General features: G+C 47.2%; 16 protein-coding genes and 1 tRNA gene. 8 read left to right on the top strand and 9 right to left on the bottom strand.

All coding sequences use genetic code 11. The features are described from left to right. Positions 1 to 25: 25 nt before the first annotated feature. From QUA74_RS14540 to QUA74_RS14520, 5 genes are all read left to right on the top strand, one after another. Entirely contained in the window at positions 26 to 157 is a 132-nt protein-coding gene (locus QUA74_RS14540) for a hypothetical protein (RefSeq protein WP_333329928.1), read from the top strand. Positions 158 to 215: 58 nt separating this feature from the next. After that, a complete protein-coding gene (locus QUA74_RS14535) occupies positions 216 to 293 on the top strand; it encodes a type II toxin-antitoxin system HicA family toxin (protein WP_333330017.1) in 78 nt (25 codons plus the stop codon). A gap of 346 nt (positions 294 to 639) precedes the next feature. Then, complete coding sequence (locus QUA74_RS14530) at positions 640 to 2,097, top strand: N-6 DNA methylase (RefSeq protein WP_333329926.1); 1,458 nt, start codon at positions 640 to 642, stop codon at positions 2,095 to 2,097. Further along, entirely contained in the window at positions 2,094 to 5,384 is a 3,291-nt protein-coding gene (locus tag QUA74_RS14525) for a restriction endonuclease subunit S (RefSeq protein ID WP_333329924.1), read from the top strand. Before QUA74_RS14530 ends, QUA74_RS14525 begins: the two co-directional genes overlap by 4 nt. Beyond that, the gene (locus QUA74_RS14520) at positions 5,384 to 6,295 is read left to right on the top strand and encodes a hypothetical protein (RefSeq protein ID WP_333329921.1); all 912 of its coding nucleotides are present in this window, start codon (positions 5,384 to 5,386) and stop codon (positions 6,293 to 6,295) included. Before QUA74_RS14525 ends, QUA74_RS14520 begins: the two co-directional genes overlap by 1 nt. A gap of 82 nt (positions 6,296 to 6,377) precedes the next feature. On the opposite strand, the gene QUA74_RS14515 is transcribed toward QUA74_RS14520, so the two are convergent. The 6 genes from QUA74_RS14515 to QUA74_RS14490 form a co-directional block, all read right to left on the bottom strand. After that, positions 6,378 to 6,449 (bottom strand) — tRNA-Val (locus QUA74_RS14515). Between the two features lie 125 nt (positions 6,450 to 6,574). Next, complete coding sequence (locus QUA74_RS14510; protein WP_333329919.1) at positions 6,575 to 6,787, bottom strand: DUF2839 domain-containing protein; 213 nt, start codon at positions 6,785 to 6,787, stop codon at positions 6,575 to 6,577. A 65-nt stretch (positions 6,788 to 6,852) separates the two neighbouring features. After that, positions 6,853 to 8,361 carry a helicase C-terminal domain-containing protein gene (locus tag QUA74_RS14505; protein WP_333329917.1) on the bottom strand — a complete coding sequence of 503 codons (1,509 nt, stop codon included), beginning with the start codon at positions 8,359 to 8,361 and terminating at the stop codon, positions 6,853 to 6,855. Between the two features lie 22 nt (positions 8,362 to 8,383). Continuing rightward, positions 8,384 to 9,913 (bottom strand): pentapeptide repeat-containing protein, encoded by a 1,530-nt coding sequence (locus QUA74_RS14500; RefSeq protein WP_333329915.1) that lies wholly within the window; start codon positions 9,911 to 9,913, stop codon positions 8,384 to 8,386. Between the two features lie 79 nt (positions 9,914 to 9,992). Continuing rightward, on the bottom strand, positions 9,993 to 11,555 hold the full coding sequence (locus QUA74_RS14495) for a pentapeptide repeat-containing protein (protein ID WP_333329913.1): 1,563 nt from the start codon (positions 11,553 to 11,555) through the stop codon (positions 9,993 to 9,995). A 96-nt stretch (positions 11,556 to 11,651) separates the two neighbouring features. Then, a complete protein-coding gene (locus QUA74_RS14490; protein WP_333329911.1) occupies positions 11,652 to 13,214 on the bottom strand; it encodes a pentapeptide repeat-containing protein in 1,563 nt (520 codons plus the stop codon). A gap of 38 nt (positions 13,215 to 13,252) precedes the next feature. Between QUA74_RS14490 and QUA74_RS14485 the strand changes: the two genes are divergently transcribed. The 3 genes from QUA74_RS14485 (at position 13,253) to ccmS (ending at position 16,697) form a co-directional block, all read left to right on the top strand. After that, on the top strand, positions 13,253 to 14,092 hold the full coding sequence (locus QUA74_RS14485) for a prephenate/arogenate dehydrogenase (protein ID WP_333329909.1): 840 nt from the start codon (positions 13,253 to 13,255) through the stop codon (positions 14,090 to 14,092). 207 nt (positions 14,093 to 14,299) lie between these two features. Then, entirely contained in the window at positions 14,300 to 16,096 is a 1,797-nt protein-coding gene (locus QUA74_RS14480) for an ABC transporter ATP-binding protein (RefSeq protein WP_333329907.1), read from the top strand. A gap of 169 nt (positions 16,097 to 16,265) precedes the next feature. After that, on the top strand, positions 16,266 to 16,697 hold the full coding sequence (gene ccmS, locus QUA74_RS14475; RefSeq protein ID WP_333329905.1) for a beta-carboxysome assembly chaperone CcmS: 432 nt from the start codon (positions 16,266 to 16,268) through the stop codon (positions 16,695 to 16,697). 301 nt (positions 16,698 to 16,998) lie between these two features. Here the strand turns inward: ccmS and QUA74_RS14470 are convergent, their stop codons facing one another. From QUA74_RS14470 to QUA74_RS14460, 3 genes are all read right to left on the bottom strand, one after another. Beyond that, positions 16,999 to 17,934, bottom strand: coding sequence for a fused MFS/spermidine synthase (locus QUA74_RS14470; protein ID WP_333329903.1), 936 nt, complete (start codon positions 17,932 to 17,934; stop codon positions 16,999 to 17,001). A gap of 186 nt (positions 17,935 to 18,120) precedes the next feature. Next, positions 18,121 to 18,720 carry an adenylate/guanylate cyclase domain-containing protein gene (locus QUA74_RS14465; RefSeq protein ID WP_333329901.1) on the bottom strand — a complete coding sequence of 200 codons (600 nt, stop codon included), beginning with the start codon at positions 18,718 to 18,720 and terminating at the stop codon, positions 18,121 to 18,123. A gap of 6 nt (positions 18,721 to 18,726) precedes the next feature. Continuing rightward, positions 18,727 to 19,458 (bottom strand): response regulator, encoded by a 732-nt coding sequence (locus QUA74_RS14460; protein ID WP_333329899.1) that lies wholly within the window; start codon positions 19,456 to 19,458, stop codon positions 18,727 to 18,729. Positions 19,459 to 19,460: the final 2 nt, after the last annotated feature.

Genomic DNA, 19,460 nt, shown 5'->3' with positions numbered 1-19,460 from the left:
TGGCCAAAGAGGAAAGAAGTCACCCATGCTAACCGATCCCGAACTCCGATCGCCAGTTGACCCAATTTGGGATAGATTGCGATCGTCGGGACTCTCCAACCCAAAGCAGGATGAGGTTTTTTATCAGTCGCGCAGGTTACAAGGGAGAGATTGCTGAACTTAGAGCATATTATGGGGATAGAAGTGCAGGAGTTGATGAGTTTTATAGATGAAAAATGAAAGTTAGAGAAGTTATTAAAATGTTAGAATATGATGGTTGGTATTTAGCTAGAACAAAGGGCAGTCATCGTTAATTTAAACACCCTGAAAAGGCTGGAAGTTTCACTGTGTCAGGTAATTTAGGCGTTGATATGCCAATTGGTACCCTTAAAGTTGAAATTTTTAGAAAGATTGGCATTTGCCATGAGGGAACCTCCTGGGGGGACACGAGCTACAATTACTGTAGCATATATGTAGTATAAAGTGGACTAAGTAACTAAAATTCAGAAGCACCAGAGTTTTCGCGCCTTTGCTTTTGTAAGTAATGGGGATATGACGTTATTTCTGGGATGTCGGAAACGAATGGACGAGTTTTAATTTCCCTAAACTGGGGCAAAAACCTGTTGCCTGAGCAGAGCAAGAGGTACAATAACTTTGCTTATGAATAACATCACCCACGACATCGTTGCCAAACTCTGGAATCTCTGTAACGTCCTCAAGGACGACGGAGTGACCTATCACCAGTACGTGATCGAACTCACGTACCTGCTGTTCCTGAAGATGGCCAAGGAGACCAGCACGGAGAACCAACTTCCAGACGGTTATCGCTGGGATGACCTAGAAGGTAAAGCCACACTTGAGCGCCTGGAGTTCTACAAGCTGCTGTTGATCCATCTTGGTAATCGCGGTTCTACACTCGTTAAAGAAATTTTTGCCAACGCTAGTTCCTCCATCAAAAAGCCCACCACATTTTCTACGCTGGTCACTGAGATCAATAAGCTTGACTGGTACAGCGCCAAGCAGGAAGGTCTGGGCGATGTGTATGAAGGGCTGCTGGAGAAGAATGCTAATGAAAAGAAGTCCGGTGCTGGTCAATACTTCACACCCCGTCCGCTGATCGACAGCATTGTACATATCATGCGCCCTACGCTAGAAGACATTATTCAAGACCCGGCAGCAGGTACGGGTGGCTTTTTGATCGCGGCTAATCGCTACATACGCGAAAACGGCGACCCAGATAGTTGGACAGAAAAACAGCAACGCAAATACCGCCACAACACTTTCTACGGCATGGAACACGTGCAGGACACGCACCATTTAGCATTAATGAACTTGATGTTACATGGAATTGAATTTGACCCACAAGGGGCTGGTATCCGATACGGTGATACGCTCTCGCCGGAAGGAGAAGCCTTGCCAAAAGCAACGCTAATTCTCTCCAATCCACCCTTCGGTTCCAAGAAAGGGGGTGGCTTACCTACTCGCAAAGATTTTACTTTTCCTACTAGCAATAAACAGTTCTGCTTCCTGCAACACATATACCAAGGTCTCAAGCCTGGTGGTCGCGCTGCGGTGGTGTTGCCGGACAATGTACTGTTTAATGGCAACATGGGCAAGCAGATTCGATCTGACTTGATGAACAAGTGCAATCTGCATACTATCCTGCGTCTACCGACTGGCATCTTCTACGCACAAGGAGTTAAGACTAATGTGCTGTTTTTCACTCGTGGTAAGAAGGAAAAGGGCAACACCCAAGAAGTCTGGGTATATGACCTGCGTACCAATATCTCGCAGTTTGGCAAGCGCACCCAACTCACACGCAAGCACTTTGTCGAGTTTGAAGTTGCCTTTGGCGATGACGCATTCGGTAGCCCTGCGAGTCTTGCCAAGCGTGTAGATACTGGGGAGCAAGGGCGTTTCAGAAAATTTACCCGCGACTCGATAGCAGAACTTGGTGACAGTCTGGACATTTCTTGGCTCAATGATGAAAGCGAAGGCGGAACTGATGAACTGCCTGAAGCAGCAGCACTCGCACAAGAAGCGATCGGTGAACTGGAAGCGGTGATGGAACAACTGCGCGGAATTCTGGAGGAGTTGGGTGAGGAGGTAGAAGTGTGAGCAAACAACCTCCAGGATGGGTAACAGCAACGCTCGCCGATGTCACCGAATACATATCTCGTGGCAAGTCGCCGAAATATACCCATCACAGCAGTCTTCCGGTGGTAAATCAAAGAGCGATCCGATGGTTCGGTATTCAACAGGAACATCTTAAATACGTCGATCCGGCTCAGTTCGATCTCTGGACACCGGAGCGGTTTATCCGTATTGGGGATGTACTTTGGAACAGCACGGGTACAGGAACAATTGGACGAGCATGTTTAGTCACGCAACACGACGTAGAACCACCAAAGGTCGTAGACAGCCACGTTACTATTGTCAGACCCAACCAGGCAGTAATAGAGCCTCGTTTCTTGTTTTCCTGGATTCAAAGCCCTGAAATCCAAGAAAACATTTCGAGTCTTGCTACTGGTACAACGAATCAAATAGAACTTAGTCGGCTAGCCATCGCTTCTATACAGATTCCGATCGCTCCCCTAAACGAACAAAAACGCATTGCTGATAAGCTTGATGCTCTACTTGCGCGGGTAGATGCTTGTCGAAAGAGGCTCGATCGCATCACCCTCATCCTCAAACGCTTCCGCCAATCTGTCCTCGCAGCAGCAACATCAGGGCAACTTACTGAGAACTGGCGTGCAAGTAGCGATCTTTCCTCCATTCAACGTGTATTGCTATCTGAGGTTTTGTCAGAGATAAAGACTGGACCATTTGGAAGCGCTTTACACAAGTCGGATTATGTGGCTGGAGAGATTCCAGTTGTCAATCCTATGCATATAAACGATAGAAAAATAACCCCTTCAGATGACATGACAGTCTCTCCTAAGAAAGCAGAGCAATTATCAGATTTTATGCTTAGGGTTGAAGATGTTGTTATTGCACGGCGTGGTGTCATGGGTCGTTGTGCGGTTGTGCAACCAGAACAGGAAGGGTGGCTTTGTGGTACGGGTTGTATAATTCTTAGAGTTCAATCCCAACTTCTCCCTAACTATCTTCAATTGTTTTTATCTGGCCCTGCTACCGTCGAAGTTTTGGAAGCTAATGCTGTAGGTTCAACGATGGTCAATCTAAATCAGCGAGTTTTACTCTCACTACAGCTTTCACTACCGACCATTCAGGAACAACTAGAAATTGTTCGGCGTACCGAAAGTCTGTTTACTTACGCCGATCGCCTTGAAGCCCGCTACCAGAAAGCCCTTGCCCAAGTCGAGCGATTGACACCAGCACTACTATCTAAGGCATTTCGAGGTGAACTGGTTCCACAAGATCCTAATGATGAACCGATATCGGTACTTCTCGAAAGGATTCAAGCCGAGAAAGCCCTTATAGAGCCTGAGCGCAAGACAACACGCATTGTCCACCGCTCAACCAAAGAGTCCCCAAAAAACAGCATGAAACAACCATCAGATTATTCGGAGGCTCTTCGTTCCACATTTGCGGAGATGGGGGGCAAAGCTGATGCTCGCCAACTTTTTGACCAAGCAGGATTTAGCAAAGACGAGGTAGTGCAGTTTTATGAAGCATTGCGTGCTACCCCAGAAGTATCAGTTGCCTTTGAAAAGCATCTGGAAGAAAGTCCGCAGCAACAAAGTTCAATTGTTAATAGTACAGCTAAAAATTCCACAGCCAAAGGACATTTCCGCTTGGTGGAGCTTTGGTTGGAGGATTTCAAGAACCTGAGTGACTACACAGTTCGCTTTGACGCCTCCCATAGCATTGATATTGTGCTTGGCTGGAACGGCACCGGAAAATCAAACCTTTTTGAAGCCTTAGTTATTATTTTTCGTGATCTGCACGAATGGGTAGAGCAGAATCGGTGGCCAGACAAACCAATGAAGGGCTATCGACTACGTTACCAAATGGATGAGCAAACAGTAGAGGTCTCTTGGCATCCGGGGGAAATGAAACGCCCCAATTTGAAGATGATAATATTTCAAGAAGGCACGAAGGAGTCATACAACCTCAAAAGTATCAATCGAGGAAAACTACTATTACCCCGATTTATCTTCGGCTATTATTCGGGTCCCACAAATCGTTTGGCTGAACATTTTTTACCAATGAAACAGGCTCACTATGTTCGCTTGCGGCGAGCGACATCCGATGATCCTGCCACCCTTACGCAGCTCCTGGAGCAACGGCGGTTCTTTTGCGCCGAAAATCATCACGCAAAATATGTATTACTTGCCTTTTGCCACAAGGAAGATGCTGATATTAGCCGCTTCCTTGAAGACAGACTGCGGATCGTTGGTTTTGAGTCGGCACTATTCGTGATCCGCAAGCCACGTTGGGCAAAGAAAGGTCAAACTGCTGAAAATTTTTGGGGCGCAACCGGCATCATGCGTCGAGTTATGGAGCGGCTCCGGCGATTTGCCATTGCGCCTATGGTAGTTGCACAGACCATCCCAGACGGTTTTCAATCAAACCGTGAAGACCACTACTACTTCTTTCTGCCTAACTTGAAGAGCTTGCACGCCTTTGCTGCTGAATACCAGGATGCGCGGACATTCTTCCTCGCTCTTGAGAGTACAGACTTCTCGGAATTGATCTATGACTTAAAAATTCAGGTTCGTGTGAAAGCGACCAATATGAAGCGAGTGCCGATCACGTTTCACGAGTTGAGTGAAGGCGAGCAGCAACTGCTCATGGTGCTGGGCTTAATGCGCTTTACTAAATCCCATCAATCTTTAGTATTGCTTGATGAACCGGATACGCATCTCAATCCGCATTGGAGTGTGGAATACCTAAAGCTGCTAACTCGTGTGATGAGCGAGGACTCCAGTGAGTCGGAAGAACAACAAACTAGCCAAATTCTCATGTCAACCCATGATCCCTTGGTCATCGCAAGTCTATTCAAAGAGCAGATTCACCTCCTCAAAAGAGATTGGAAAACGGGTGTTTGCAAATGGGATCAGCCAACCGTTAACCCGCGTGGACTTGGATTTACTGGTATTCTTACGAGTGAAATGTTTGGAATGCGGAGCGACCTTGATGAAGAAACGCTCGCGGATCTGGACAATAAAGTTCGCCTTGTAGCCAAGGAGGATTCCTTGAACCCGATCGAAGTTGCAGAGCTTGAGAAGATTAACAAACGTTTGGAAGATGCGGGCTTCCAGAAGGCATTCAGCGATCCCTACTATGCTGCTTTTGTCCGTGCGTGGGGCAAACGGTATAGTGACTTGATGGCTGGCGTCCGATTCCTCAATCCAGAACTACAGGAGGACATTGATCGGATCGCCCGGGAAGTTCTTGAGGAATCTCTTGCAGAATTGCAAGCAGAGGCGGTGGACTGATGCGCTGGGTTGACATCGACGAACTTGAGTTTCCAGATGGATGGCAGACGCGGGCTGATAAGGCTCTCAATGAACTGCGAAAGGAAATAGAGGATGCTGAACAGGCTGCCCGATTGGCTGGAAAAGATATAGCGGCTGCACGAAAGAAAGCGATTACAGAGGGATTGAAAAAAAAATCTCGCCAGCAAGTTTGGCGCGCTCTCGCCAAACCCTTATCCGTTCTCCGAAATTATAAGTGCTGGTACTCCGAGAGCAAAAACCCAACTTCTGATAAAGATGTCGATCACTTTCGTCCGAAGAACCGAGTGGACGAAGATCCTGATCACGAGGGTTACTGGTGGCTCGCATTCAACTGGCGTAACTATCGTTACTCATGTCAATGGTGTAATCAGCGACGCGTTGACGCAGCAAATGGAACGGATGGTGGTAAGTTGGATCACTTTCCACTCGCACCCCGAAGCTTTAGGGCTCGACAAGAAGCAGACAGGTGGGAGAGTGAAGAAGTGGAGCTTCTTGATCCTATCGACCCCGACGATTGGAAACTTTTGACATTTCGTCCTAATGGACAGCCTACTCCTGCAAAATTACCAGGCACCAGAGAACATGATAGAGCTGCTACTTCGATTCAGGTCTACCATCTTCACTGTAGAGAACTGGTTCGTGAGCGAATGACTTTAGCTTCGAGGATTCAGCGGCTTGTCGAAGAGATGGACCTGCTCTATCCAAAAATTACTGATTCTCAAATAAAAATAGTCTACAAAAATAAACATAAGGAGCTTCTTCGAGCTATTAATCATAATTCGGAATATTCAGCGGCAGCATTAGCCTATGCACGGGCTGAGGTATACAAGATGGAGCGTGGTCATCAGGTAAAGAGACAGTGGCTCGAAGATATTCTCAATTTGAAGTGAGTATTAAAGGGGTTAAACTAACGACGCTGCTGTTTGGGGCAATTGAGTCTGAAGTTCCCCCACGGGTGCAACTTCTGTTTAATGGGCAATACAGGATTTGAACCTGTGACCCCTTCCGTGTGAAGGAAGTGCGCTACCACTGTGCTAATTGCCCGCAGATAATTAAGATACCATACTAAGTCCAAATTTGCAACTAAATTTTTCCTAAAAAATCAGCCTCTGGTTTCGGAGTTGAACTCGACACAATGCCAAGAATACAGGCATTTGTCGAGTCTGGCATCAGTTAACCTGCCACCAACCTGCCGACGGGCCGACAAACCGCACTACAATCCACCAAGCAACCAAAAGGCTAATCCCCATCCAGCTACCGCGACTTGTCCACTTCACAAAATCTTCGCTTTGGGTTTTCGTGATTGGCAGCCAGGGAACGATGCGCTCTTCTTTACCGTATTCGTCGCCGATCGACTCTTTGCGACGCTTAGATTCACCCATAATCTTTGTCTACTAAATTAGATTTCAACTGGATACCTAACCAAATTATACGCCAACAGGTCATCTCAAGCCTGCGTCAGCCAAGTCGTATCCAAATAATCAATCCTCGCAAAAGGACTCAAAGCCGCTAAAACCTGCTGTCCATAACTGCGGTGAATCACCCTGCTGTCGAAAATCGCCACCACCCCTTGACGTTCTCGCACCGGCGCGATCGCCCGTTGCAACTCATTCAGCGCCGCCGGCAGCAAATACAACCGAAACCAATCCTTGCGCCGTTCCTTATAATAAGCCACACGCGCCGTCACCAAAGGATTCTCCAAAGAAGGTAGCGGCAAAGTTGCGATCGCCAGCAAGTGAGGCGCCCTCAATTCCCCCTGATGTTCCCGCCAAAACTCCCACCCAGTCACCAAAATCGCATTCTCGCCCACCTCTGTTTTTTCAACCTGCACCCGAGAACCGAACTCAGAAGCCAAAATCGCCGCCAGCCGAGCCTTCAGCGGTACATCACCAACAATCAGCACCGTTAACCCTGGTACCGACGCGCTCATAAACAGCAAAGTCCGAATTTCTTCAATTAAAACACCCTGAAATTCCGGCGTATTAGGCAGCGGCAGCCAGTTGGGAATGTACAGTTGAATTAATTCGCTTTGTCGATCGGGCGAAAACTTAACGCTCGTCAATTCTGGAAGTCCCAGCATTTCCCGGAAAATCGGAGCCTTCGGTTCCACATCCACCGCCCCACCAATCAACACCACGGGCTGATCGTCCCAAATTTGGCCCAAAACCTCCCCCACCTGCACCGGCGCGCAGTACAGAGAAAATGACCCAGCCTCCCGATGAATTTGCGCCCACCGCAGTTTTCCGTTTGCTTCCCACCGCTGCCAAAAATTGCTCCAAGCAGCGGGAATTAGGGGGTTTGGCTCGATACTTTCAAACAGCCCCTTCAAAATATTTTGCTCTGCCGTTTCCAGCAAATAGCACTCCTCAGGTTTCGCCGGATGCTGAAAGAAAGCCCGCGTTAGCAGTACTCGCCCTTGGAGGATGGCATCGGCTTCCAAAGGCTGAGATTGCATTAAATCATTCCAATCAGCCGGTTGCAAACCCGCCGTCAATTGCTGGCGCGTCCAAACTTCCAAGTCATCCACACCGTCGATAATTGTCGGAATATTCCTGTGCAGTTCCGAATTCCCCGCCAAGCGAGCCGCCAGCCAAGACTCTGGATCGGCTAGCATCAATCCTCGCCCAGTGGCACGATCCGAATAAGTCTCGATCGACCCCTCTGTTTGCAGCCACTCTTGCAAACGCGGAATTTCCACTGCTCTCAAATACTCAATCAGCGGTGTCGGCGCCACTAAAATCACAGGCTCCGGCCACATCAAAATCGGCATCAAATAGCTAACTCGATACCGCTGTCGGTAAGCTCCAGCGGGAAGCCCTGTTTGAATTAGAGCGCTGCGCCCCAAGCGCAAAGCCCGCGCCACGAGCCTCGCCATCGTTAAATGGTGTGGCCAGTGCGGCTCGGAGTTCGATCGCAGAAAGCGGAGCAACGAGTTGTGGACTTCTACCTCAATCAATCGGTTTTAAAATTGACATTTCTCACTCAACATAATCAAAACTGGCCAGAAAATCAACTACTTTTTGACCGATAGGCAAACTGAATTTACTCTCCTGATTATTTCCACGTCGCTGACCAAAATTCTGGTGACACTGCACGGTCAAACTCTCCTGCCCCGAACTAATTAAAATAGTTTGGGTAGGTGATTGAAAAAAAGTTGTTGGCTGATTAATACTTGATATATTAGAGATCAATTTTCTCAACTCATTTAACTTACTTGTAGCGGCGCTCAATGCTTTACACAACACCACAATTCGTTTTCTATCCCAATTTTGACTTTCGATAGTTTTGCCGATCGCTATAATATTTTTCTGAGTTGGTACAGCATCCTTAAAAGGAAGAATCGCTAAAAAAGCTGCTGGCAATAAATGCTCGTCGCTATCAAATCTAAAAGTGAGAGTTGTCCGGCGGTAGCCGACTTCAATATTAGGAGGAAAATTCATTACCTGGTAATGCCGAGCTATTTCGCTGTAAGCTGTTGCTAAAGTGCTGTTTGCGGAGTAGTCTAAAAGTGCGTCAACCACAATTTGCACTAACCCAGGCGTGTGATTTAAAAATTTTCTCGATTCTGACGGCGAATTAAATTGTTGAATATGAGTGCGATCGCCTGCGGGGCTGAGGTCAACCCACTGGCAAGTAATATCATCTGCAATGATACCACACCGAGGAACCAAATACAGTTTTGCTCCTGTTAAAGTTGCTCCCCTCAAATCAGCGCCCACCCAATCAGCATTAATCAAATTTGTTTCTGTCAAATCAGCGTGAACGAAACTAGCACTTGCTAAATTAGTATTTCTTAAATCTGCTCCGTTGAGATTAGCTCCGCTCAATTTAGCACAGCTCAGATCGGCGCCGTTGAGGTTAGCTCCCGTCAAATCAGCCCATTTGAGGTTAGCTCCGCTTAAATTGGCACTGCTGAGATTCACCTGTTGCAAAGAAGCTTGTCTCATATCGGCCTTGCTCAAATTGACGCCGCTAAGTTCTGCTTTCGTCAAATCCGCGCCGTGCAAGTTAGCTTCTTGAAAGTTAGCTGAAGAAGCCGAAGCACCTCTGAGATTTGCACCGGAAAGATTAGCACCGCACAGGTTAGCTTCCGTCAGTTTTACCTCTCTTAAATCTGCTTCAGTCAAGTTAGCGCCACTGAAGTTAGTTTTGCTGAGTTCGCAGCGGACTAATTCGCTTCTAATCAGGGATGCTCGGATTAATTGAGCTGCACTTAAATCGGCTCTCACTAAGTTTGCTACGTTGAGAGTCGCCCCGTTTAAGATTGCCCGCGACAGGTTGGTACTGCTGAGTCTAGCCACATTCAAGTTAGCTTCGCTCAAGTTAACTTCGCTCAAGTTAGCGCCGCTGAGGTTGGTGACAAATAAGCTAGCCCCCCTTAAAATTGATTGGCTGAGGTTGATGCGGCTGAGATTCGCTTCATTCAGGTTGATTCCTGTGAAATCTCTGTCGCCTTCAGTGTATCTTTTGACGATTGCAAATCGTTTGAGCAGTTCTTCAGCTTCCATTTGTTTACCTGAATGAAAGGGCAATCGGCTAACTTTTATATGGCATAAACAGAAATAATATCAAAGTAATTTATAGTATTTACTCACCGAGCTGATAAAAGCTTTTGACAAACTCAATGACCGTATTTAGCGGCGGGGTGGTAAATCTTTGGGCTTTAATTGCAGGACTGATAGAGGTTTTGTTGACTCCCGGTAAATTTGTCAAGTTTCTGCCAAAGTCTGGGTGATAGTGAATCATCAAACTTTCGGCGCTGGAGTTAGCCAGTACAGTTTGGGTAGGCGATTGGAAAAAACTTGACATCGGTTCGCGATCTAGGCGAATCGGCTGAATTTTCATTTCCCCTATTTTTCTCATTGTTTTGGTCAGGGCGACGTTTAATTGCACTACCATATTTGACACTCTGACGCCCAGGTTATTACCACTTTGGGGTTGAATCATCTTGATGAGAGTCATCAAATTTTTTTGAGTAAATGCTGCATCACTAAAGGGAATAATCGCAACGAAAGCTGTGGGAAATAGTTGCTCGTCCTGTTCTATTCTAAATGATATGATTGTGCGTCGAGAATTAACTTCGATACTGGGAGGATGGTTCAAAGCAGGGTATTGACGGGCAATTTGGCGGTAGGTAGCTGCAAGGACAAAGTTAGCATCGGGGTCGAGGGGTCGATCGACAATAATTTGAACTGTCGGCGGTGTAGCATTGAAAAACCTTTGAGATTCTTCTGGGGTAAAGCGCTGAATGTGGCTGCGATCGCCGTTAGGACTGAGGTCAACCCAATCGCAGGTAATGTCATCTGCTTTCACATCAAACCTAGACACCGCATAAATTTTTGCCCCCGTCAGGGCCGCCCCCGTCAAATCGGCGCCCACCCAATCAGCGTGAATCAAATTCGCTTGAGTCAAATCCGCATGTACCAGAGTAGCGTTCAACAGGTTGACATTGCTTAAATTTGCCCCGTACAAGTTGGCCCCGCTCAATCTCGCTTCATCGAGGTCAGCGCCGGTCAGGTTCGCCCCGCTGAGGTCAGCCCACCGGAGATTAGCGCCTCGCAAGTCAGCGCCGCTAAGGTTTGCCTGAGACAGATTAGCTTGTCTGAGTTCGGCATTGCAGAGGTTTACTCCTCGCAAGTCTGCCCTGCTGAGGTCGGCTCTGTGCAAGTTTGCCCGTTCCAAGTTTGCCGCTGTTAGAAAAGCGCCTCTCAGGTGAGCCCCGCTGAGGTCGGCTTGCTCTAGATTGGCTTCTCTGAGGGTTGCTTCTCTCAAATCTGCTTCGCTGAGATTTGCACCACTCAAGTTGGCACTGCTGAGGTTGGCTCGGATCAGTTCGGATCTGATCATTGTAGCTTCGACGAGTTGGGCTTCTCTGAGGTCGGCTCGAATCAAGTTAGCCACGTTGAGGATAGCGCCGCTGAGGTTTGCTTTGTAGAGATTGGCACCGCTGAGTCTGGCAACATTGAGTTTGGCTTTTCTCATGTTGGCGTTTGACAAATTGGTGCCGCTCATGTTGGTGAGGCTCAAGATTGCCTCACTGAAATTAGCCCCGCTGAGATCGATCCTGCTGAGATTTGCCTCGCAAAGGAGGATGGCAGTAAAATCTCTTTCTCCTGCAGCATATTTGGTGATGAGTTCTTCGGCATCCATGCTTTTCAATTTCCCTGATGTCTTAGCTAGAACAAAGCTTTATTGTGCCAACCTTTAAACTACAATAAGCATTTTTTGTAACTTGATGCAATATGGCTAGACATCTATATTGTGGAAGCCTTTTATAAAATCCAAAATGCTAGTGATATTAGCTTGAGCCAATTTTGTGCTTTCGGCTAACTTACCCGATGGTGAGTTACTTGGCTCGTATTTTTTAATCAGGCGCTTGCCGAAGGCAGGGTGGTGATATACGCTGAGTCTTTGATCGCGGGAATTAATTAAGATCATCTGTGTTGGAATTTGAAAGAAATTGATGCTTTCGCCGATTTTTGGAAAAGAACTGGAAATTTTGATTTGGTCTACTTTGCTGATAGCTTGGTTGAGAGCTTTGCTGCATAACTGGACGTGTTTAGATTCTTTGACGTTAAGTTTGCCTGCATCATGGGATTGAATCATTTTCATCAAAGCTATTAGGTTTTTTTGAGTTGTGGCGGCGTCGTTAAAAGGAATGATGGCAACGTAAGCGGTGGCAAATAATTTATCGTCGCTGTCCATTTTAAAGGCGAGTACGGTGCGCCTGGAGCTGACTTCGATCGTGGGAGGCTGACTTAAACTCGGGTATTGTTGGGCAATTTGGTAATAAGTTGCAGCTAGGGCAAAATGAGCGCCTTGGTCTAAGGGCGAGTCAATCACAATCCGAACTGTGGGCAAAGTTTCGTGAAAAAATTCGTGGGTTCCTCCGGAGTTCAACCAGTAAATTTGGCTGTGGTCGCCGTTGGGGCTCAGATCAACCCACTTGCAGGTCATGCCTTCGGTTTTGATGCCGAGCCGCGAAACTGCGTGGAGTTTGGCTCCGGTTAAGGTGGCTCCGGTTAAGTCGGCTCCAATCCAGTCGGCGCGGATCAGATACGCATTTGACAGGTCGGCGTGAACTAAACTGGCATTTGACAGGTCGGCGTGGCAGAGGTCGGCTCGGCTGAGGTCGGCACCGCTCAATTTGGCTTCGCTGAGGTCGGCCCAGCGGAGATTGCAGCCGCTGAGGATTGCCCAGCGCAAATTGACGCCGCTGAGGTCGGCGCCGCTGAGTACGGCTTGAGTGAGGTTGGCTTGTCTCAGTTCTGTGCCTCGCAAGTCGGCGCCGCTGAGGTCGGCTCGGCTAAGGTCGGCGCCTTGCAGGTTGGCTTGTTCGAGGTTGGCTTCTGTCAAGCACGCGCCGCTGAGATGAGCGCCTCGAAGGTTGGCTTGTTCGAGGTTGGCTCCTCGAAGGGTGGCTTCGGTGAGGGTGGCGCCGCTGAGGTTTGCGCCTTGCAGGTTGGCGCCGCTGAGCTCGGCTCGAATTAGCTCGGCTCTGATCAGTTTTGCTCCTATGAGTGTGGCTTTTTTGAGGTCAACTCGCACTAGGTAAGCGACGTTGAGGTCGGCGTCGGTGAGGTCGGCGCCGCCTAGATGGGCGCCGCTGAGTCTGGCGATGTTGAGTTTGGCACCTGTGAGGTTGGTTTTGCTGAGGTTGGCTCCGCTCAGGTTTGCTACACTCAGATTCGCACCCTTGAGGTTGGCTCCGCTCAAGTTGACGCCGCTGAGGTTGGCCTCAGTCAGGTTGATTCCGGCAAAGTTTCTTTCTCCGGCGGCATATTTTTTCAGGAGTTCCTCGACTGTCATGGGGGCGGCACCGTATCAAATATCCCCATTTTATTGCTATGAATATCGGTATTGTAGGACTAGGTTTAATTGGTGGCTCGATCGGGCTGGATTTGCGATCGCGCGGGTTTAATGTTTTTGGGGTTTCGAGTCGGCAGCAGACTTGCTATCGGGCGCAAGCTCGCGGTGTTGTAAATGAAGCCAGCATACACCTGTCTCTAATGGCAGCAGCCGATCTGGTTTTTATTTGCACGCCGCTGGGGTCGATCGAGCCGATCGTCCGAGAGTTGGTGCCCTATCTTTCCCCTGATACTATTGTAACGGATGTCGGTTCCGTAAAAACACCCATAGTGCAGGCTGTGTCTCCTCTGTGGCCGAATTTTGTGGGGGGACACCCGATGGCGGGGACTGCTGAAAGCGGGATTGAGGCGGCGGTGCCGGATTTGTTTGTGGGCCGGCCTTACGTGGTGACGCCGACTCCCCAGACGCCGCCGTTTGCGGTGGATAAGGTTGAGGAAATTGCGCGGTTGCTGGGTGCTAAAGTTTACCGATGTGAGCCGGAAGAGCACGATCGAGCTGTGGCTTGGATTTCTCATTTGCCGATCGTGGCGAGCGCGACGCTGGTTGCTGCCTGCGATCGAGAGGGCGATCGGGATATTGTTAATTTAGCCCAACATTTAGCAAGTTCTGGTTTTCGGGATACCAGCCGGGTGGGGGGCGGCAATCCCGAACTGGGAGTGATGGTGGCCAAGTACAATCGAGAGGAATTGTTGCGATCGCTCTCTATTTACCGCGACAGTCTCGACGAGTTCATCAGCGATATCGAAGCCGAAAATTGGCAAGCTCTCGAACACAAGCTGAAGCTGACTCAACAAGCGAGAGAGAATTACCACTTGTGATCCAAAATTTACAACCCAATTCAACCAGTAATTCACGTTCAGATTGAGGCGCAAATAGTTGGTGTAGTCGCTAAAATGAAGCGAGTGTTAACGTTTAAAGCCTAGGAACCGGGCTTTTGAGAATTAACAATTAAACAAAGGTAAGGTGCGCGCCGAGCACCCTACTAATTTCTAATTCTCAGCCCTATTTCCCATGCCCAATGCCCTATGAATGATTCTCAAGCATCACCAAATCCATCAAAACCTGTCCATCCCCTAAAGCGGCTGCTAAAGTACGGGCGCCGCTACCGCCTGAAAGCTTGGCTGGCAAGTATCTGTTCGCTGCTGAATAAATTATTTGATTTAGCGCCGCCAGCATTAATCGGTATTGCCGTTGATGTGGTGGTGAAACAGCAAGATTCTATACTCGCTCAGTGGGGCATAAAAGATGTCTTTTGGCAACTAGCAATTATTACTTTTGTGAGTTTGATTGTTTGGACGTTGGAATCTGTTTTTGAATATGCCTATGATTATTTGTGGCGCAATTTGGCTCAGGATATTGAACACGATTTGCGTCTGGAAGCTTACAGCCATTTGCAGGAATTAGAATTAGCTTATTTTGAAGAACGCAGCACTGGTGGTTTGATTTCTATTCTCAACGATGATATCAATCAACTCGAACGTTTTTTGGACGACGGCGCTAATGAGGTGATTCAGGTAATTACAACGGTTGTTGTGATTGGGGCGGCTTTTTTTGCTGCTTCTCCTGCTGTTGCTGGGCTGTCAATGCTGCCGATACCTTTTATTATTTGGGGTTCGATCGCCTTTCAAAATCGCCTCGCTCCTTTCTATACTGACGTGCGGGAAAAGGTGAGTTTTCTGAACGGGCAACTGTCGAATAATTTGATGGGAATTACTACTATTAAAAGTTTTACTTCCGAAGATTATGAAATTCAGCGCATCGAAACACAAAGCCAAGCTTACCGCCAAAGTAACCGACGGGCGATCGTACTTTCGGCAGCTTTTATTCCGCTGATTCGGGTTGTGATTTTCTTGGGGTTTATTGCAACATTATTTCTGGGCGGTTTGGAGGTTGTGGCGGGCCGGTTGTCTGTGGGAACTTACAGCGTTTTAGTGTTTTTGACCCAGCGGTTGTTGTGGCCGCTGACTCGCCTGGGAAATACTCTGGATCAATACCAGCGCGCTATGGCTTCTACTAATCGGGTGATGAATTTGTTGGATACTCCGATCGCAATTCGCACGGGTGATATTCGGCGGCCGGTTAGTTCGATTAAGGGTGAGTTGGAATTTAAAAATGTTACCTTTTCTTACAATCAAAGAAAACCGATTTTGCAGTATTTTTCCCTGACTCTGCCGGCGGGAAAAACTACTGCGATTGTTGGGGCTACTGGTTCGGGAAAAAGTACGCTGGTGAAGCTAATCTTGAGGTTGTACGAGGTACAGCATGGCAATATTTATCTCGACGGTATAGAATTAAATAATCTGAATTTAAAAGATTTGCGGAGAGCGATCGGATTGGTGAGTCAAGATGTGTTTTTGTTTCACGGTACGGTGGCAGAAAATATTGCTTACGGCAGTTTTGAGGCAAGCAATCGAGAGATAGTAAATGCTGCGAAAATTGCAGAAGCGCACGAGTTTATCGCCCAATTGCCGGACGGTTACAACACTATTGTAGGGGAACGCGGTCAAAAATTGTCGGGAGGTCAGCGGCAGCGAATTGCAATTGCGAGGGCTGTTTTGAAGAATCCGCCGATTTTGATTCTTGACGAAGCTACTTCAGCGGTGGATAACGAGACTGAGGCGGCAATTCAGCGATCGCTCGAACGAATTACCAAGAATCGCACTACAATTGCGATCGCCCACCGTCTTTCTACTGTCCGCAATGCCGATTGCATTTGTGTCATGGAAGAGGGGCTGGTGGTAGAATCGGGGCAGCACGAACAACTGATCGAACAGGACGGAATTTATGCGGCGCTCTGGCGCGTGCAATCTGGTATAAGATAGATACGCAGCGGTTTTGGGTAATTGGGAATTGCTAATTTGTAATTGGGCATGGGCCATTGGGTATGGGTAACTAATGACACCAGTCAACAGGCAACTGCCCACAGCCAACAGCCAACTGCTAACTGACAACTGACTGTAAAATATTAGTTTATACAAACAAGAAGAGAAAATGTTTCTATTTGATAGCCCTGAGTCCAAACCCAACGAAAATAGCTGGAGTCGCAAGTTAGATAAATTTGTGAAAGCTAATCAACATGAATTGGCTGCTTTGGCTTGGGGGCTATTTCTGGAAAGGGGAGAGGAAAGCGAGGAGATTTTGGCAATTGATATTGCAGAAACTGCGCGTTTTGTGTATTGTAAGAAAGAGGCGGTTGAGGAGTTGAACCGTCAAGTAAAAAGTCATATTCAGGAAGTTGTAGGTGTGTTAAATGCTCACAAACCTGAGACAGAAGTGGCGATTTTGGCGATCGGGGAAGGTCAAATTAAGTTGATTCTTTTTGAACCTAAGCCTGAACCTCCTGTTTGTTTTGAGGAAGCCGCAACCGATGTGGATACGTTGTTGGCTAAGCTGGAACAGCAGATGGTTGAATATATGAAATAGGAATTATATCAAATCCGGTGGCATCGGAATTGATATTACCTACAGTCAGGAGACGACGCCCTGCAGTTTCCCTACAATTAATCGGGCGATGGTTAGATATCTTATCGAGGAAAATTGATTATATTGGGGTAGGGAAACGGCATTGCCGTCTCCTCAGTTGCCCTATTTTCGATGGTTATATCCGATCGCACTTACAGGGCAATTTCATCCCGCAGTCTCTTTCAATCCCTGGGTGATCTCAACATCAGCAACAGGGATATTGCCTGTTCCACAAAGAGTAAACCCGGACTTATTATAGATATCAGAATAACCAGCAATCAAAATAACCAGCGGGCGGCGAATCGTCATGAAAAATTTGAGCTTTGTCTAAAGTAGGTACAGCCTCCGCCAATTCTCTACCTACTTTTACCTCAAGCGCCCTGTCTGTTAATGGAAAGGAAAATTGATAGCAATCTTGCAAATATTTTGCCTTAGCAACAATCTCATCTTTCTCCAAAATCGGGCTGTTGCTACCAATCAAAATGCTATTACTTTCCTGGCAAACACACAGGCACACCTGAGAAAACACACTTTGAAAAGTCGTGATTTTTTCCGCATAAAACTGATCTCGGTGCAGCAGATTTGCTACCACAACTCCCTCGCTTGACAAGTGTTTTTCGCAGATTTGATAAAATTCTTTGGTGGAGAGGCGGTGCGGAAAGTAGCCGTTGCCAAAAGCTACGTCGATCATGATGATATCGTACTGAGTATCTGATTTTTGCTGCTCTAAATACTCTCGGCCGTCTTGAATTGTTACAGTTAGCCGATCGTCCAATTTTATCCCAAAGCACTGTGTAGCTGCTTGGATCGCGATCGGATCGACCTCCGCACATTCTATAACAGTGTCCGGCAAATAGTGGTGCACAACTAAGGGAATTCTGCCGCCGCCAAATCCAGCTATGTAGATTCTTTGAGGTTGGCTTTGCCACACTAAACCCAACATCATCGCTTGAGTATATTCAGATACTAGGTGTAAAGGATGGTTGAAATCGAAAACAGATTGCAGTAAATCTGTTTGCTGATTTACTTTTTCTACTAAAGATAGCTTAATGTGCGATCGCTCTTTTGTGACTGCAACATAGTGAACACCAGACTCTTTGCAAAAAATAACTTGGTCTGGCTGTTGCTGCAGCCAAGCCAGCCGCTGTCCAATAGCGGATAAATTAATAGATTGCCAAGTTTTGTGTTCCTCAATCATCTGATTTTAAATTTTATTTAAATTCGATACTCTCTAAGAATATAGCCTCATCAACCTGGTTTCTACCAAAATGCCTGAGTCGCCCGATATCTGCGAAGAAACCGGGCTTCTAGTCAAGGCTGGGGCAAGTCATGTTCTCATTTTCCAGCAGGGCGAAGAACGAGAAGACAACAGAAATTCACCAGATTACAGCCGTTTGTACGCCACCAATTCTAAACCTGAAACCGAAAGTTCCACTTTTCCCCAATCTTCCTTGTCACCTTCCAACTTTTCAAAGGCTGCTGAGGTGAGCAAAATCTCTCCTCGTTCCGCCAAATCTTCTCCCAGCTTCGATGCGAGATTAAATTCCGATCCGTACATATCCTCTCCTTCCAGCATCAAAACATCGCCACAGCCAATACCAATGCAGAGGTAAATATCCATCTCCGGTGGCAGTGTCGTGTTGACAGCCGCCGTGTGTTTCAAAGAGTCGATCGCAGCTTCCACAGCCGATTTTACATCAGCAAAAACTGCAAAAATATTGTCTGCTTCCTCCTTAACTACAGTGCCACCGCATTCGGAAATTATCGGTTTAACAATTCCGTGCATCCGGTGAATCATTGCCAAAAATTGAATAATTCCGTAGCGGACTGTCGTGCGCGAAAATCCCGACATATCTATTACTAAAATGGCGTAATTTTTGCGGAAAGTGGCATTAATTTTTTCATCAATTTCAGCCATTCTTTCGGGATATTCGTTTCTTTCTTGCAGCAGCGTTTCTAAGTTAGCGCGGTTATTTGTTTTCATTTTATTTTAATTAAATTCCCAATCGCGACACAGTTCTTGAGGGCGGCCAGCAGGATGCACCGCACAATTGATGCCATCCTTGCCGTAATAATAATCGCACACTTTGCAGGGTTTAGTTTGCTCTAATTTTTTAAGCAAAATTGCCCGGATTGTCTGGACTCGGTTTCGATACTTGTTTGCATTCGAGTGACTCGGTTCAATGGCCAAAGCTTGCTCAAAAGCTGCTAAGCTGGCATCGTACAATTTAATAATTTGGGCGCTGTATTTTGTCCAAGCATCGGCGTGGCTTTGATAAAGTTCGACTGTACTTAAGTTTAAAATTCCGTATTCAGTCCAAGCGTCAGCAGAAACTCGATCGAACTTAATATTGGCATTGAGCAAAACTTTTTTGATCGTTGCCAAAAGTTCCCTGGGCTGCCAAGGTTTGCTAACATAAGCCTCGGCGCGATCGCCCTGGAACCTCGAAAATAAAGCTAACTGCTGTCCCTTGCCTGTTAAAAATACCACCGGTATGTTCCGAGTTTCGGGATTAGCTTTAATTAAACGGCAAACGCCGTAGCCGTCTAGACGGGGCATTATGACATCTAATAATACTAAATCTGGGCAATTTTTCTCAATTTTATCCAGCGCTTCCACACCGTCAGATGCCTGAATTACATTCAATCCGCTGCATCTCAACTGATGTGAAATGCACTCCCGCTGGCTGCGGGAATCTTCCACCACCAAAACTGTACTCATCA

It is taken from the genome of Microcoleus sp. LAD1_D3 (assembly GCF_036702135.1).
GTDB lineage: Bacteria > Cyanobacteriota > Cyanobacteriia > Cyanobacteriales > Microcoleaceae > Microcoleus.
This window is presented reverse-complemented; position numbering and strand designations above follow the sequence as displayed.